We start from the raw sequence: 16807 nt of genomic DNA, 5'->3' as shown, positions 1-16807 counted from the left end.
TGGCCGGTTCGCTGCTTGCCATCCTGCTGTCCCGCCAGGGCTGGCAGATCACCTTGTATGAGCGCCGCGGCGACCCACGCGTGAGCGATTACGAGTCCGGTCGCTCGATCAACCTGGCGCTCGCCGAGCGTGGCCGCCATGCGCTGCGCCAAGCTGGTGTCGAAGACGCGGTCATGGCCAAGGCGGTGATGATGCGCGGGCGCATGATCCACCCGCGCGAGGGCGAACCGCAGCTGCAGCGCTACGGCCGCGATGACAGCGAAGTGATCTGGTCGATCCACCGCAAGGACCTCAACACCACCCTGCTGCAGCTGGCCGAGGATGCGGGCGCGACCGTGCATTTCCACCGTCGCCTGCATACGGTGGATTTCGATGCCGGCTACGCGCGCTTCATCGATGACCGCGACGACCAGCCGCACGATATCCGCTTCGATACCCTGATCGGCGCCGACGGTGCCGGCTCGGCGCTGCGCGCGGCGATGAACCGCAAGCAGCCGCTGGACGAGCGCATCGCCTTCCTGGATCACTCCTACAAGGAACTGGAGATCCCGCCGACCGACGATGGTGGTTTCCGGATCGAGGCCAATGCTTTGCACATCTGGCCGCGCGGGCACTACATGTGCATTGCGCTGCCCAACGACGAAGGCACCTTCACGGTCACGCTGTTCCTGCCCAACGAGGGCGACCCGAGCTTTGCCACCACCAACAGCGGGGCCGAGGCCGAGGCGCTGTTCGCGCGCGACTTCCCCGATGCACTGGCGCTGATCCCGAACCTGCGCCGCGACTGGGAGCAGCACCCGCCGGGCCTGCTCGGCACGCTGCACCTCAAGCATTGGCATATGAAGGGCCGCGCGGTGCTGATCGGCGATGCCGCGCACGCGATGGTCCCGTTCCACGGCCAGGGCATGAACTGCGCCTTCGAAGACTGCATCGCACTGGCCGCGCATCTGCTGGAGCAGGACTCGCTGGCCGAGGCCTTCGCCGCCTTCGAAACCGACCGCAAACCGAACGCCGAAGCGATCCAGCAGATGGCGCTGGAAAACTACCTGGAGATGCGCGACCGCGTGGCCGATCCGCAGTTCCTGCTGCAGCGCGAACTGGAACAGGCGCTGCAGGCGCGGTGGCCGACCCGCTTCGTGCCGCATTACACGATGGTCACCTTCCTGCGCACCCCGTATGCCGTAGCGCTGGCCCGCACCGAGCTGCAGCGGCGCATGCTGGAGGACGCCACCGCCGGGCACGACAGCCTGGCACATATCGACTGGGCCGCCCTTGAGCGCCTGGTCCACGAACAACTGTCAGTCCTGGAGGGCGCGCACTGATGGCCGACAGCTTCCTGTTCTATGACCTGGAAACCTTCGGCCAGGACCCGCGCCGCACGCGCATCGCGCAGTTTGCCGGTATCCGCACCGATGCCGATCTGAACACCATCGACGAGCCGGTCAGCTTCTACGTCAAACCGGCCGACGACCTGTTGCCCTCGCCGGTCGCCACGCTGATCACCGGCATCACCCCGCAGCATGCCCTCACCGCCGGGGTCACCGAGGCCGAGGCATTCGCGCGCATCAACGACCTGATGTCGCGGCCGGGGACCTGCACGCTGGGTTACAACACCCTGCGCTTCGACGATGAGTTCGTCCGCCACGGTCTGTTCCGCAACTTCTACGACCCCTACGAGCGCGAATGGCGCAACGGCAATTCGCGCTGGGACCTGCTGGACATGATGCGGCTGCTGCACGCGCTGCGCCCGGACGGCATTGTCTGGCCGCAACGCGAGGATGGCGCGACCTCCTTCAAGCTGGAACATCTGGCCGTGGCCAACAACGTCCGCCAGGGCGATGCGCACGAAGCATTGTCCGATGTGTACGCGACGATCGGGCTGGCGAAGCTGTTCAAGCAGGCGCAGCCACGGCTGTGGGACTACGCGCTGAAGCTGCGTGACAAGCGTTTCGTCGGCGGCCTGCTGGATGTGGACGCGATGCAGCCGGTGCTGCACATCTCGATGCGCTATCCGGCCCAGCGCATGTGCGCCGCGCCGGTGCTGCCACTGGCGCGCCATCCCTTCATCAACAACCGCATCATCGCGCTCGACCTGGACGGTGATATCGAACCGTTGCTCGAGCTGCCGCCGGAAACCATCGCCGCGCGCCTGTACACCCGCGCGGCCGACATGGCCGAGGGCGAGCAGCGCGTGCCGCTCAAGGAAGTGCACCTCAACAAGGTGCCGGCGCTGGTCGCATGGAACCATCTGCGCCCGGCCGACCATGCACGCCTGGGGATCGACCCGGCCGCGATCGAGGCCAAGGCCGAGCGGCTGCGCCAGATCGGACCGGCGCTGGCCGAGAAGGTCCGCCAGGTGTATTCGGGCGAGCGCAGCCTGGCGCCCAGCGATGTCGATGCCTCGCTGTACGACGGCTTCCTGGCCGACGGCGACAAATCCCTGATGTCGCGGATCCGCACCAGCCCGCCGGCCGAGCTGGCCAGCTTCGCCGAGCGCCTGCGTGACCCGCGCATGCCCGAACTGCTGTTCCGGTACCGCGCCCGCAACCATCTGGACACCCTGGACACCACCGAGCGCTCACGCTGGAACGATTATCGTCGCCAGCGCCTGCTCGGCGATGCGTCGCTGGGCGAACAGACCCTGCCGCAGTTCACCGCGCAGCTGGATGCACTGGCCGCAGAGCATGCCGACGATGCCGGCAAGCTCGCCCTGCTGCAGCAGCTGCGCGACTGGGGCACCCACCTGCAGAGCAGCCTATGAGCAAGTATTTCAGCCCGGCCACCTTCACGTTCCTGCGTGGCCTGGCCCGCAACAACGACAAGACCTGGTTCAACGAACACAAGCCGAAGTACGAAGAACATGTCCGCCAGCCGTTCCTGCGGTTGATCACCGATCTGCAGCCGGACCTGGCCGCGGTCAGCGAGCACTTCCGCGCCGACCCGCGCACCGTGGGTGGCTCGTTGTTCCGCATCTACCGCGATGCGCGCTTCTCCAACGATAAATCGCCCTACAAAAGCTGGCAGGGCGCGCGCCTGTTCCATGAGCGGCGCAAGCAGGTGCCGGCCCCGTCGTTCTACATCCACCTGCAGCCAGGCGAGAGCTTCGTCGGCGCGGGGCTATGGCATCCCGAGCCGGCCACCCAGCGCAAGGTACGCCACTTCATCGTAGACAATCCCGGCAGCTGGAAGGCGGCCGCGCATTCCCCGGTGCTGCGCAAAAAGTTCGATTTCGAGGAAAGCGAAAAGCTGGTCCGTGCCCCGCGGGGTTTCGAGCCGGATTTCGAGTTCATCGACGATCTGAAGCACCGCAACTGGGTGTTCTGGCGCTCGCTGGACGATGCCACGATGACCGGCCCGCGGCTGCGCCAGACCATCGCGGCCGACCTGGTCACGCTGGCGCCATTCGTGGACTACCTGTGCGCGGCGCTGGACCTGGAATTCTGAGCTTCACGTGCGCTGACGTCCGCTGCGGCAAGCTGGGCACCATGACGACAAGGCAGACCCGATGAAGAAACTGCTCTGGTTGCTGGTCACCGTGCTGCTGGTGCTGGCCGGCATTGTGTTCAGCGGGCCCTACGTGACCGTGCACGGCCTCAGCCGCGCGATCGAACAGCGTGATACCGCCAGGCTCGACCGTTACGTGGATTTCCCGATGCTGCGCGCCAACCTGCGCGCCCAGCTCAGCGACTACGTGGTCCGTCGCGCCGGTCCGGACATGCAGTCCAGCCTGTTTGGCGCGTTGCTGCTCTCGGCCGGCGACCGGCTCAGCGCGACCGCCGTGGATGCGCTGGTGACGCCGACCGGCATCGGCGCGCTGCTGGAGGGCCATACCCTGTGGAAGCGGGCCAGCAATGACCTGGACAGCCCGAGCAACGATGCCTACGCGGCGCCACGGCCGGCGCGCCCGCTGAAGGGGGCGACCCACCATTTCGACTCGCTGTCGCGCTTTACCGCCACCACCTACACGCCGCAGGGCGCACCGGTGGTGTTCATCCTGCAGCGTTCGGGCCTGCGCTGGCGGCTGGTGGACATCCGCCTGCCGCTGAATCCTGACACCACCGCCCCGTCGGTCCTGCCGATCCGGTAGGTACCCACCGTTGGTGGGTACATCGGCGCCACCGTTGGTAAGTACATGGGCGCCACCGTTGGCGGATACCTGGGGCCCCAGGTGCATCCGGGCGCCGCATCAACCGCCGTTGGCGACCCCGTGCGGCACATGCCCGGCCGCCACGCTCTGGTGCTGCAGCGCGCTGTCGATGTTGTGCTGGGAATCATCGAAGAAGATGTCCGCGCCGAACGCTTCCAGGAACGGCCCCTTGTGGCGGCCGCCAAGGAACAGCGCTTCGTCCAGACGCACGCCCCACTCGCGCAGGGTGCGGATCACGCGCTCGTGCGCCGGCGCCGAGCGCGCCGTCACCAGGGCGGTGCGGATCGGCGCATCCTCGCCTGAGGGAAACACGGCCTGCAGCGTATGCAGGGCCGAGAGGAAATTGCGGAACGGGCCACCACTGAGCGGCTCGCGGGCGTTTTCCCGCTCGTGGCGACCGAACGCTTCCACGCCCTGCTCGCGCGAAATGCGCTCGCTTTCATCGCCGAAGATCACCGCATCGCCATCGAAGGCGATGCGCAGCTGGCCCAGCGGACGGCCCAGATCGACCTGCTCGGCCGCGGCAATCGTCTCGCCCGGCGGCTTGGGCAGGATGGTGGCCGCGGCGATCCCGTGCAGCAATGCGCGGCGCACCGATTCCGGGTTGGCCGACAGGAACAGATCGGTGCCGAACGGCTTCACGTACGGCCAGGTCGGCTCACCTGCGGTGAAGGTCGCGCGGATGATGCCCAGGTCGTAGTGCTGGATCGAATTGAAAATGCGCAGGCCGGTGTCGGCCGAGTTGCGCGAGAGCAGGATCACTTCCACCCGCGGCTGTTCCGGCGACTGGCCCTGGTTGAGCGCCAGCAGCTTGCGCACCACCGGGAAGGCCACGCCGGGGCGCAGCACATCGTCTTCGTGCTTGCGCTGGTACTCGGCATAGGCATCGACGCCTTCGGCCTCGAACAGCGCATGGCCCTCTTCCAGATCGAACAGGGCCCGCGAGGTCACGGCAACGGTCAGCAAACGGGGGGTGTTGTCGCCCATGGCAATCAGCAATCCAATGCGGCCGCAGCGGCCGGCCATCCATTCTCCCACAGAGCATGGCCGCCACGGCCAAGCGCCCTCAGAACATGAACTGCTCGCTCAGGATCCGGTCTTCCAGATTGTGCTCCGGGTCGAACAGCATGGTGACGCGGCGCTCGCGCGATTCGCGGATGGTGACTTCCACCACATCGCGGGTTTCGTGCGAATCGGCGGTGACGCTGACCGGGCGCTTGTATGGGTCGAGCACGCGGAAACGCACTTCCGTGTCGGCCTTGAGGATCGCACCGCGCCAGCGGCGTGGGCGGTACGGGGCCAGCGGGGTCAATGCGATGGTGTGCGAGCCCAGCGGCAGGATCGGGCCGTGCGCGGAATAGTTGTAGGCGGTGCTGCCGGCCGGGGTGGCCACCAGCACGCCGTCGCCGATCAGCTCGGCCACGCGTTCCTGGCCATTGAGGTCGATGCCGATGTGCGCGGCCTGGCGGGTCTGGCGCAGCAGCGAGACATCGTTGTAGGCCAGCGAGCCGGTGGTGGTGCCCGACTCGGTCAGCGCCAGCATCTCCAGCGGGCGCAGGTTGGCCGGCTCGGCCGCAGCCAAGCGTGCCGGCAGGTCGTCATCACGGAACTGGTTCATCAGGAACCCGACCGTGCCCAGCTTCATGCCGAACACCGGTTTGCCCAGCGCGCCATAGCGATGCAGGGTCTGCAGCAGGAAACCATCACCGCCCAGCGGGCACAGCACCTCGGCCTGCTCGGGCGCGAAGTCGCCATAACGCGCCCGCATCTGTGCCAGCGCAAGCTGCGCCGCTTCGGTGGAGCTGGCCAGGAAGGCGATACGGGGGGTGTCGCTCATCGGTGAATCCGGGTGGGGTATGCCGGCAAGAGCATAACCGTTCGTGCCGGTCGCGGGCCTGCACGAACGGAAACAAAAACGGCCCCGCCGAAGCGGAGCCGTGTGTTTCTCATGCAATGCAGTTACCAGACCCCGCCCATCCCTCTGGAGCAGAGCCCCCCTGAGTCAGGGGGGCGCGCCGAAGGCGCGGGGGTCTGGACGCAGGGTTTGCATGGGGCCCACGGTCTGCAGAGCAAACCGTGGGGCGTCAGCGCGAATGCGCTTACGCACCATGCGAAGCCAGCTGGCCCAGGCGCTGCACCGCGACCGAAACGGTCGGGTAGTCCAAGGTCTTCTGCTCGGCCAGTTCGGCCAGCATCGCCAGGGTGAAGCGCAGGCTGCTGTCATCGCGGCCCATCCAGGCGGCGACCTTGGCTTCGGCGCTGCTGCCCTTCATCGACAGGACCTGGGCAGCCAGGTTGCGATGGTGGGCGGCCAGCTCGTCGCGCAGTACGCCACGGGCCACCGCGTGCCAGCGGCCATTGACCTCCAGCGCGTCGATCTGCTCGAACAGCCACGGCAGCTGCAGGGCATCGCCCAGGCGGAAGTGGACCTTGGAGACGTCCACCGGCTTGAGCTTGCGGGTGCGGGCCAGTTCGATGATGTCGAACGCCGGCTCCAGGAACTGCAGTTCCGAGAGCTGCTGCGACAACGCCGGCGGCAGACCCTTGTCCTTCCACTCCTGCACGCTCGCCTCGTAGGCCGGGCGCTGCGAATCCGGCAGCACGCCCGAGGCGTCGCGGATGTCGTTGAACGCGGCCTGGTAGCGGTTGACGGCTTCGGTGATGCCCGGCATGGCGCCCGGACGCGACAGCAGCCAACGCACGAACGAGCGCTGCAGCTTCCAGATCACTTCCAGTGCGTCGATCTGCACCGACTCCGGCAGCGTGCCATCGAGGGCGTCGATCTGTGCCCACAGGGCGCGCGCGTCCAGCGTTTCACGGCTGATCGTGTACGCCTTGGCGACCTCGGCCACGGTGCGGCCGGTGTCTTCCTGCATGCGCATCAGGAAGGTGGCGCCCATGCGGTTGATGGTCTGGTTGGTCACGGCCGTGGCGATGATTTCGCGCTTCAGGCGGTGACGCTCCATCGCGTCGGCGTACTTCTTCTGCAGGGGCGTGGGGAAGTAACGCTGCAGTTCCTTGGACAGGTACGGGTCTTCCGGGATGTCCGACTCGAGCAGCTGCTGGAAGGCCACCAGCTTGGAGTAGGACAACAGCACCGACAGCTCCGGACGGGTCAGGCCCTGGCCACGCGCCTTGCGCGCGGACAGCTCCGCATCCGAGGGCAGGTACTCGATCTGGCGATCCAGCAGCCCCTGCTGTTCCAGCGTGCGGATGAAGTGCTGCTTGGAGCCCAGGCGCTTGACCGCCATGCGTTCCATCAGGCTCAGCGCCTGGTTCTGACGGTAGTTGTCCATCAGCACCAGCGCGGCCACTTCGTCGGTCATCGAGGCCAGCAGCTTGTTGCGCTGCTCGACGGTCAACTTCTTGGCCCGCACCACATCATTGAGCAGGATCTTGATGTTGACTTCGTGGTCGGAGGTGTCCACACCGGCCGAGTTGTCGATGAAGTCGGTGTTGAGCAGCACGCCGGCCTGGGCAGCTTCGATACGGCCCAGCTGGGTCATGCCCAGGTTGCCGCCCTCGCCCACCACCTTGCAGCGCAGCTCGCCGCCATTGACGCGCAGCGCGTTGTTGGCGCGGTCGCCGACATCGCTGTGCTGCTCGCTGGCCGCCTTGACGTAGGTACCGATGCCGCCGTTCCACAGCAGATCGACCGGTGCCTTCAGGATCGCGCTCATCAGATCGTTCGGGGCCATCGACTTGATGCCCTCGTCCAGGCCCAGCACGTCACGGACCTGCGGGGTGATCTCGATCGACTTCAGCGTACGCGGGTACACGCCGCCGCCCTTGCTGATCAGCTTGGCATCGTAATCGGCCCAGCTGGAACGCGGCACGGTGAACAGACGCTCGCGCTCGACGAAGGTCGTGGCCGCATCCGGGTTCGGGTCCAGGAAGATGTGGCGGTGATCGAACGCGGCGACCAGGCGGATGTGGCGCGACAGCAGCATGCCGTTGCCGAACACGTCGCCGGACATGTCGCCCACGCCGACCGCGGTGAAGTCCTGGCTCTGGCTGTCACGGCCCAGCGCACGGAAGTGGCGCTTGACCGACTCCCACGCACCGCGCGCGGTGATGCCCATGCCCTTGTGGTCGTAACCGACCGAGCCACCGGAGGCGAAGGCATCGCCCATCCAGAAGCCGTGCGCCACGGCCAGGCCGTTGGCGATGTCGGAGAACGTCGCAGTGCCCTTGTCGGCGGCCACCACCAGGTACGGGTCGTCCATGTCATGGCGCACGACATCCACCGGCGGCACGATCTTGTTGTTGACGATGTTGTCGGTGATGTCCAGCAGGCCCTGGATGAACAGCTTGTAGCAGGCCACGCCGTTGGCGAAGATCGCATCGCGGTCGCCGTTCACCGGCGGGGTCTTGGCGAAGAAGCCACCCTTCGCACCGACCGGCACAATCACGGTGTTCTTGACCATCTGCGCCTTGACCAGGCCCAGCACCTCGGTACGGAAGTCTTCGCGACGGTCCGACCAGCGCAGGCCACCACGGGCCACCGCGCCGAAGCGCAGGTGGGTACCTTCCACGCGCGGGCCGTACACGAAGATTTCACGGTACGGGCGCGGCTTAGGCAGGTCCGGCACCAGCGCCGAATCGAACTTGAAGCTGATGACGTGGCCCGGGCGGCCCTCGGCATCGGTCTGGTAGTAGCTGGTGCGCAGGGTCGCATCGATCACGCCCATGAAGCTGCGCAGGATGCGGTCTTCATCCAGGCTGGAGACGCGGTCCATCAGCTTCAGCAGCGCATCGCGCGCGGCATCCATCTGCACGGTGCGGTCGCCCTTGCGTGCATCGACCACGGTCTTGAGCACTTTCAGGGTGGCTTCGTCACCACCGGCAAGCACGGTCAGGTGTGCGCGCAGCTGGGCCTGGCCCTCGGCGATCGCATCCTTGCTCTCGTTGCCGGTGGCCGGGTCGAAGCGGGCTTCGAACAGCTCCACCAGCAGGCGGGCCAGCAGCGGGTAACGGGTGAAGGTGCCTTCCACGTAGGCCTGCGAGAACGGCACGCCGGTCTGCAGCAGGTACTTGCAGTAGCCGCGCAGCATCGCCACCTGGCGCCAGTGCAGGCCGGCAGCGAGCACGAGGCGGTTGAAGCCGTCGTTCTCGGCATCGCCATGCCACACGCGGGCGAAGGTCTCGCCGAAGGCTTCATCGACGCTCGGTGCATCGATCGCACCGGCCACCGATTCCACTTCGAAGTCCTGCACGTACACCGGCGCGTTGTCGACCGTCAGGCGGTACGGACGCTCGGCAATCACGCGCAGGCCCATGTTTTCCATCATCGGCAGGGCGTCGGACAGCGGGATGTCATCCAGCTGGCGATACAGCTTCAGGCGCAGGCCTTCACCACCTTCGCGCTGCACGGCCTGCAGGCTCAGGCGCAGATCGTCCGGGCCGGTCAGCGCATCCAGCTGGCTGACGTCGTTGGCGGCGATCTCGGTGCTGGAGTCTTCGATGTAACCGGCCGGCAGTGCCTTGCCGATACGCGCGGCGATGCGCAGGCCTTCGCTTTCACCATGACGGGCGACCAGCGCTTCGCGCAGATCGTCCTGCCAGTTGCGCAGCACCTGGGCAAGCTTCTGCTCCAGTTCGCTGGTGTCCACTTCCAGGGTCTGGCCAGCCTTCGGGCGCACGATCAGATGCACCTGGGCCAGCGGCGATTCGCCGAGCACCACGGAGCTGTCCACGTACTCACCCTGCAGGGCGTCCTTGAGCATGGCTTCGATGCGCAGGCGCACATCGGTGTTGAAGCGTTCGCGCGGCAGGTACACCAGCGCGGAGATGAAACGGCTGTACTTGTCACGGCGCAGGAACAGGCGGCTGCGCACGCGCTCCTGCAGGCCCAGCACGCCCATGGCGGTGCGGAACAGTTCGTCCTCGCTGGACTGGAACAGTTCTTCGCGCGGCAGGGTTTCCAGGATGTGGCGCAGGGCCTTGCCGCTGTGGCTGCTCGGCGCCAGGCCGGACTTGCTCATCACATATTCGTGGCGCTGGCGCACCAGCGGGATTTCCCACGGGCGGCGGTTGTAGGCGCTGGAGGTGAACAGGCCCAGGAAGCGCTGCTCGCCGATGATCTTGCCCTTGGCGTCGAACTCCAGCACGCCGATGTAATCCATGTAACCGGCGCGATGCACGCGCGAACGGGCATTGGTCTTGGTCAGGATCAGTGCGTCCTTCAAACCGGAGGTGGCATTGAGCCCCTGCGCGGCGAGGGTCTTGACCGGGCGCGCGGCGGACTTGTCCTGCCCGCGCATCAGGCCCAGGCCGGTGTCGTTCAACGGCGCCAGCACCTCTTCCTTGCCCTGCTTCTCGACGCGGTACTCGCGGTAACCGAAGAAGGTGAAGTGATTGTCGGCGGCCCAGCGCAGGAATTCCTGTGCTTCGGCGCGCGAGGCGGCATCGACCGGCAGCTGGCGGCTGCCGAGATCGTCGGCCAGGCTCTGCGCCTTGGCACGCATCGCGTCCCAATCGCGGACGATGGCACGCACCTCGTCCAGCGCCTTGATGATCGCCTTCTCGACGTCGGCCATGGCTTCGGCCGGCTGACGGTCGATTTCCAGCAGCATCACCGATTCGGCGGTGCCGTCGCTGACGGTGGTCAGCTTGCCGGCCTTGTCACGCGCGAAGCGGATCACCGGGTGACCCAGCACGTGCACGCCAACGCCGTGTTCGGCCAGCGACATCGTGACGGTGTCGACCAGGAACGGCATGTCGTCATTGACGATCTGCAGCACCGTATGCGGCGACTCCCACCCGTTGCCCTTCAGCGTCGGGTTGAACACGCGGACGTTGGCCTTGCCGGGCTTGCGCACACGCGCGAATTCCAGCGTGTCCGCTGCCAGTGCGGCCCACTCCTCGGCGCTGTGGTGCGGGAACTCGTCCGCCTCCATGCGCTTGTAGAAGTCGGCGGCAAAAGCCACTGCCTCGGCCTGCCCGGCCGACGGGTAGCGCTTGCGCAAGGCCGTGTACACCGGCTCCAGCGAGAAGCCCACTGGCGAAACAGTCTGCGTATCGGCTGGTTTGGATTTGTTTTTCACGGTCTTGGCTGCTGGTTTTTGCGGTTTCATGACGGAGCGGTGCGTGTTGCTCAGTTGGGAAAATGAAATTGTAGGCCTACCGCACAGAAATACCTTGCTGCAGGACGGAATAAGGTGATTCGGGTTGGGTCCCGTTTACATCGGCGATGTCAATTCGGCGACGTACGGATCAGCGCATCGGCGCTTCCTCCGTCGCAGCATCGGCCGCTTCGGTTGCAACTTGACGTTGGTCATCAAAACGCACCGAAAGACAAGGCTTCTACAATTCTGAACTGGACGGTATAGTCCACCGCGTGACTCCCCCACACCCCGCCGCCAGCACGATGGACGCGCGCGATCATCGCGTGTTCGATGCCGTGCGCGAGTTGCTGGCCAGCCAGGGGATGCAGCTGAGCATGGACGCGGTGGCCCAGCACGCCGGCTGCTCCAAGCAGACCCTCTACAGCCGCTATGGAAGCAAGCAGGAACTCCTGCGCCGGGTGATGCAGCGGCATGTGTGCCGCGCGACCGCCGGGCTGCGCTCACTGGATGGTGATGACCTGCGTGGCAGCCTGCTGCAGTTCGCCAACGATTACCTGGATCACTTCAATCAGCCCCACGTGGTCCAGGCCCGGAGGCTGATCGCAACAGAATCCAGCCAGTTCCCCCAGGAAGCCCGCACCCTTTACCAGGACGGCGCCGGGGCACTGGCACTTCATGTTTCTGAATGGATGGCAACCCGGTCCGCGCAAGGCCAATTGAGGCATGACGACCCGCACTTCATGGCTGAACTGCTATTGAGCATGATCGCCGGCTTGGATTTCGAAAAACAGCGCTTCCACATCCCCCATCGCGCTGACGCCACCGTGCGGCGCCGCTGGGCAGAATTCTCCGTCGACAGCTTCCTGCGCGCGTTCGCTGCGCCCGAAGCCGCCACGGCTTCGCATTCAAACCAACACCGGAGCTTCTCCTGATGATCGCCCCACTCCGCACCCTTGCCCTGACGTGCGCAGTCGCCCTTGCGTTGACCGCCTGCAAGAAGGAAGAGCAGCAGGCCCCGCCGCCGCCGGAAGTGGGCGTGATCGAGGCCAAGCCCCAGACCCTGCCCCTGCAGCGTGAGCTGGTCGGCCGTCTGTCGCCGTACCGCAGTGCCGATGTCCGGGCCCGTGTGCCGGGCGTGCTGCTCAAGCGCGTCTACCAGGAAGGCTCGGATGTGAAGGAAGGCCAGGTGCTGTTCCTGATCGATCCGGCACCGCTGCGCGCCGCGCTCAACGCCGCGCAGGCCGAGCTGACCTCGGCCCAGGCCACCGCCGCGAACGCCAAGGCCGCGGCCAACCGCGCCCGCTCGCTGGCCCCGCAGGCCTATGTCTCCAAGTCCGATCTGGACGCGGCCGAAGCGACCGAGCGTACCGCCGCCGCGGCGGTGCAGCAGGCCCAGGCCTCGCTGGCCAGCGCGAAGATCAACCTCGGCTATGCCGAAGTGCGTTCGCCGATCAGCGGCCGCGCCGGCAAGCAGCAGGTCACCGAAGGCGCACTGGTCGGCCAGGGCGATGTCACCCTGCTGACCACCGTGGACCAGCTCGACCCGCTGTACGTGAACTTCTCCATGAGCGTGGATGAGCTGACCCAGATGCGCGCGGCCCAGGCCAAGGGCGCACTGGCCCTGAGCGGGGACGGCAAGTCCACCGTGCAGGTGAAGCTGGCCGACGGCACCGTCTACGACCAGCCGGGCACGCTGGACTTCTCCTCGACCACGGTCGACCCGGCCACCGGCGCGGTCTCGCTGCGCGCGGTGCTGCCCAACCCGCAGCAGATCCTGCTGCCGGGCGCCTTCGTCAGCTTCCAGGCGACCCTGGGTGAGCGCAACAACGCCTACCTGGTGCCGCTGCAGGCGCTGCAGCGCGACACCACCGGCGGCTACGTGCTGGTGGTCGGCAAGGATGGCAAGGTCATCCGCAAGAACGTGAAGAGCGAAGGCCAGCAGGGCAGCAACTGGCTGGTCAGCGGTGGCCTGGATGCCGGCGACCAGGTGATCGTGGCCGGCGTGCAGAAGGTCAAGGAAGGCGCCCCGGCCAAGGCCGCCCCGTGGAACCCGGCCGCCGGCAACGGCAATGGCCAGGCTCCGGCGGGTGCTGCTCCGGCAGGCGCCGCTCCGGCCGATGCCGCCCAGCCTGACGCCGCTGCCGCCCCGGCCGATGCCGCCGCCACGAAGTCCGACGCCGCTCCGGCTGCCGAACCGAACAAGCAATAACGGGAATCCTCCGTCATGCCTAAATTTTTCATTGAACACCCGGTATTCGCCTGGGTGGTCGCGATCCTGATCTCGCTTGCGGGCGTGATCTCGATCCTGGGTCTGGGCGTGGAGTCCTACCCGAGCATCGCACCGCCCCAGGTGACGGTGAGCGCCACCTACCCCGGCGCCAGCGCCGACACCGCCGAAAAGTCGGTCACCCAGGTGATCGAGCAGCAGCTGACCGGCATCGATCACCTGCTGTACTTCAGCTCCTCCTCGGCCTCCAACGGCCGCGTCACCATCACCTTGACCTTCGAGACCGGCACCGATGCCGATATCGCCCAGGTCCAGGTGCAGAACAAGGTCTCGCTGGCGACCCCTCGCCTGCCGACCGAGGTGACCCAGCAGGGCGTGGTGGTGGCCAAGGCCAACGCCGGCTTCCTGATGGTGGTGGCCCTGCAGTCCGACAGCGCCTCGATCGACCGCGATGCCTTGAACGACATCGTCGGCTCGCGCGTGCTCGACCAGATCTCGCGTATTCCCGGCGTGGGCAGCACCCAGCAGTTCGGTTCCGAGTACGCCATGAACATCTGGCTCAACCCGGAAAAGATGCAGGGTTACGGCCTGTCGGCCACCCAGGTGCTGGCCGCGATCAAGGACCAGAACGTGCAGTTCGCAGCCGGTTCGCTGGGCTCGGATCCCTCGCCTGAAGGCCACTACTTCACCGCGACGGTCTCGGCCGAAGGCCGCTTCAGTTCGCCGGAAGAGTTCGAGAACATCATCCTGCGCGCCAACACCGATGGCTCGCGCGTGCTGCTCAAGGACATCGCCCGGATCGCCTTCGGTGCGAACAACTACGGCTTTGATACCCAGTACAACGGCAAGCCGACCGGTGCCTTCGCGATCCAGCTGCTGCCGGGCGCCAACGCACTGAACGTGGCCAACGCGGTCACCGCCAAGATGGACGAACTGGCCCCGAGCTTCCCGGCCGGTGTGAGCTGGTTCTCGCCGTACGACAGCACCACCTTCGTGAAGATCTCGATCGAGGAAGTGGTCAAGACCCTGATCGAAGCGGTCGCGCTGGTCTTCCTGGTGATGCTGATCTTCCTGCAGAACTTCCGCGCCACGCTGATCCCGACCCTGGTCATCCCGGTCGCGCTGCTGGGCACGTTCCTGGGCATGAGCATCATCGGCTTCACCATCAACCAGCTGACGCTGTTTGCGATGGTGCTCGCGATCGGCATCGTGGTCGATGACGCGATCGTGGTGATCGAGAACGTCGAACGCATCATGACCGAGGAAAAGCTGCCGCCCAAGGCCGCCACCCAGAAGGCCATGACCCAGATCACCGGTGCCGTGGTCGCCATTACCGTGGTGCTGGCGGCGGTGTTCATTCCGTCGGCCCTGCAGGGCGGCGCCGCCGGTGAGATCTACAAGCAGTTCGCGCTGACGATCGCCATCGCGATGGCCTTCTCGGCGTTCCTGGCGCTGGGCTTCACCCCGGCGCTGTGCGCGACGTTCCTCAAGCCGACGCACAACGACAACCCGAACATCGTCTACCGCACCTTCAACAAGTACTACGACAAGGTCAGCAACACCTACGTGGGCCACATCACCTCGGCGGTGAAGCATGCCCCGCGCTGGATGATCCTGTTCGTGGTGCTGACCGTGCTGTGCGGCTTCCTGTTCACGCGCATGCCGGGCAGCTTCCTGCCCGAAGAAGACCAGGGCTATGCGCTGGCGATCGTGCAGCTGCCGCCGGGCTCGACCAAGTCGCAGACCAACCACGCCTTCGCCCAGATGCGCGGCATCCTGGAAAAGCAGGATGGCTTCGAAGGCATGCTGCAGGTGGCCGGTTTCAGCTTCGTCGGTTCCGGTGAAAACGTGGGCATGGGCTTCATCCGCCTCAAGCCCTGGGCGGACCGCGACATCACCGTGCCCGAGTTCATCAACAACATGAACGGCGCGTTCTTCGGCATCAAGGAAGCGCAGATCTTCGTGGTCAACCTGCCGACCGTGCAGGGCCTGGGCCAGTTCGGCGGCTTCGACATGTGGCTGCAGGACCGTGGCGGCGTGGGCTATGAGCAGTTGACGCAGGCCCGCAACATCCTGCTCGGCAAGGCGGCGCAGGAAAGCGACCTGCTGACCGGCGTGCGCCCGAACGGCCTGGAAAACGCGCCGCAGCTGCAGTTGCACGTGGACCGCGTGCAGGCGCAGACCATGGGGCTGTCGGTGTCGGACGTGTACAGCACCATCCAGCTGATGCTGGCCCCGGTGTACGTCAACGACTTCTTCTATGAAGGCCGCATCAAGCGCGTGACCCTGCAGGCCGATGGTCCGTACCGCACCGGTGCGGAGTCGTTGAACAGCTTCTACACGCCCAGCACGCTGCAGACCAACGCCGACGGTACGCAGGCGATGATTCCGCTGAGCACCGTGGTGAAGTCCGAGTGGGTGTCCGCCCCGCCGTCGCTGAGCCGCTACAACGGTTACTCGGCGGTCAACATCGTCGGTTCGCAGGCGGAAGGCCGCAGCTCGGGCGAGGCGATGCAGGCGATGGAACGGATCGTCAACGACGACCTGCCGGCCGGCTTCGGCTACGACTGGTCGGGCATGTCCTACCAGGAAATCCTGGCCGGCAACGCCGCGACCCTGCTGCTGGTGCTGTCCATCGTGGTGGTGTTCCTCTGCCTGGCCGCGCTGTATGAAAGCTGGTCGATTCCGGTGGCGGTGCTGCTGGTGGTGCCGCTGGGTGTCCTGGGCGCGCTGGCCTTCTCGCTCGCACGTGGCCTGCCGAACGATCTGTACTTCAAGATCGGCCTGATCACCGTGATCGGCCTGGCCGCGAAGAACGCGATCCTGATCGTGGAGTTCGCGGTGGAACAGCGGGCCGCAGGCAAGAACCTGCGCGAGGCGACCATCGAAGCCTCCCGCCTGCGTTTCCGCCCGATCCTGATGACCTCCTTCGCCTTCATCATGGGCGTGGTGCCGATGGCCATCTCCACCGGTGCCGGCGCCAACGCACGTCACGCGATCGGTACCGGCGTGATCGGCGGCATGGTGTTCGCCACCTTCCTGGGTCTGCTGATGATCCCGGTGTTCTTCGTGGTGGTCCGCCGCATGCTGGGCGACAAGCTGGACGAACCGTCCAAGGAGTTCCTGGAACGCCAGGGCGAAGCCAATACGGCGCACCGTCCGGATCGTTAAGGGACAGGGGCAGCCACGGTTGCCCCACCGCAGGTGACCACCGTGGGTGGTCACGCTGACACGAAAAAGCCCCGGCGCGAGCCGGGGCTTTTTCGTGTGTGATGCATGACGGGTCACACCATGTGTGGCTGACCGGAACCGATCCCGGTAGTGCCGGCCGCTGGCCGGCTCCTCCGGTTGCCCGGGAAGGGCCGC

General features: G+C 66.3%; 9 protein-coding genes and 1 pseudogene. 7 read left to right on the top strand and 3 right to left on the bottom strand.

Annotated elements, in window-relative coordinates; all coding sequences use genetic code 11:
• The 4 genes from ORK51_RS13340 to ORK51_RS13325 form a co-directional block, all read left to right on the top strand.
• A partial coding sequence (locus tag ORK51_RS13340; protein ID WP_266085155.1) for an FAD-dependent oxidoreductase occupies positions 1 to 1322 on the top strand: 1322 nt, incomplete at its 5' end.
• Entirely contained in the window at positions 1322 to 2761 is a 1440-nt protein-coding gene (sbcB, locus tag ORK51_RS13335) for an exodeoxyribonuclease I (RefSeq protein ID WP_266085154.1), read from the top strand. The genes ORK51_RS13340 and sbcB, both read left to right, overlap by 1 nt.
• The gene (locus tag ORK51_RS13330; RefSeq protein ID WP_266085153.1) at positions 2758 to 3444 is read left to right on the top strand and encodes a DUF2461 domain-containing protein; all 687 of its coding nucleotides are present in this window, start codon (positions 2758 to 2760) and stop codon (positions 3442 to 3444) included. The genes sbcB and ORK51_RS13330 overlap by 4 nt, the downstream gene beginning before the upstream one ends.
• A 61-nt stretch (positions 3445 to 3505) precedes the next feature.
• Positions 3506 to 4087 carry a DUF2939 domain-containing protein gene (locus ORK51_RS13325; RefSeq protein WP_019184360.1) on the top strand — a complete coding sequence of 194 codons (582 nt, stop codon included), beginning with the start codon at positions 3506 to 3508 and terminating at the stop codon, positions 4085 to 4087.
• A gap of 99 nt (positions 4088 to 4186) precedes the next feature.
• Here the strand turns inward: ORK51_RS13325 and ORK51_RS13320 are convergent, their stop codons facing one another.
• The 3 genes and pseudogenes from ORK51_RS13320 to ORK51_RS13310 all read right to left on the bottom strand — a co-directional run.
• Positions 4187 to 5134, bottom strand: a complete 948-nt coding sequence (locus ORK51_RS13320) for a 5'-nucleotidase (RefSeq protein WP_026069966.1) — start codon at positions 5132 to 5134, stop codon at positions 4187 to 4189.
• A gap of 79 nt (positions 5135 to 5213) precedes the next feature.
• Complete coding sequence (locus ORK51_RS13315) at positions 5214 to 5984, bottom strand: NAD kinase (protein ID WP_019184362.1); 771 nt, start codon at positions 5982 to 5984, stop codon at positions 5214 to 5216.
• Positions 5985 to 6246: 262 nt separating this feature from the next.
• Positions 6247 to 11142: pseudogene (locus ORK51_RS13310) on the bottom strand (NAD-glutamate dehydrogenase); the annotation flags it as partial.
• Between the two features lie 374 nt (positions 11143 to 11516).
• On the opposite strand from ORK51_RS13310, the gene ORK51_RS13305 reads away from it, so the two are divergent.
• From ORK51_RS13305 to ORK51_RS13295, 3 genes are read left to right on the top strand one after another with little or no spacing between them, the layout of a single operon-like run.
• Positions 11517 to 12146, top strand: a complete 630-nt coding sequence (locus tag ORK51_RS13305) for a TetR/AcrR family transcriptional regulator (RefSeq protein ID WP_019184364.1) — start codon at positions 11517 to 11519, stop codon at positions 12144 to 12146.
• Positions 12146 to 13423 carry an efflux RND transporter periplasmic adaptor subunit gene (locus ORK51_RS13300; protein ID WP_019184365.1) on the top strand — a complete coding sequence of 426 codons (1278 nt, stop codon included), beginning with the start codon at positions 12146 to 12148 and terminating at the stop codon, positions 13421 to 13423. Before ORK51_RS13305 ends, ORK51_RS13300 begins: the two co-directional genes overlap by 1 nt.
• 15 nt (positions 13424 to 13438) lie before the next feature.
• On the top strand, positions 13439 to 16612 hold the full coding sequence (locus ORK51_RS13295; RefSeq protein WP_046274306.1) for a multidrug efflux RND transporter permease subunit: 3174 nt from the start codon (positions 13439 to 13441) through the stop codon (positions 16610 to 16612).
• Positions 16613 to 16807: the final 195 nt, after the last annotated feature.

It is taken from the genome of Stenotrophomonas sp. RIT-551 (genome assembly GCF_026241915.1).
GTDB classification, from domain to species: Bacteria; Pseudomonadota; Gammaproteobacteria; order Xanthomonadales; family Xanthomonadaceae; genus Stenotrophomonas; species Stenotrophomonas bentonitica_A.
The sequence above is the reverse complement of the archived record's forward strand: the minus strand, read 5'-3'. Positions and strand labels throughout refer to the sequence as shown.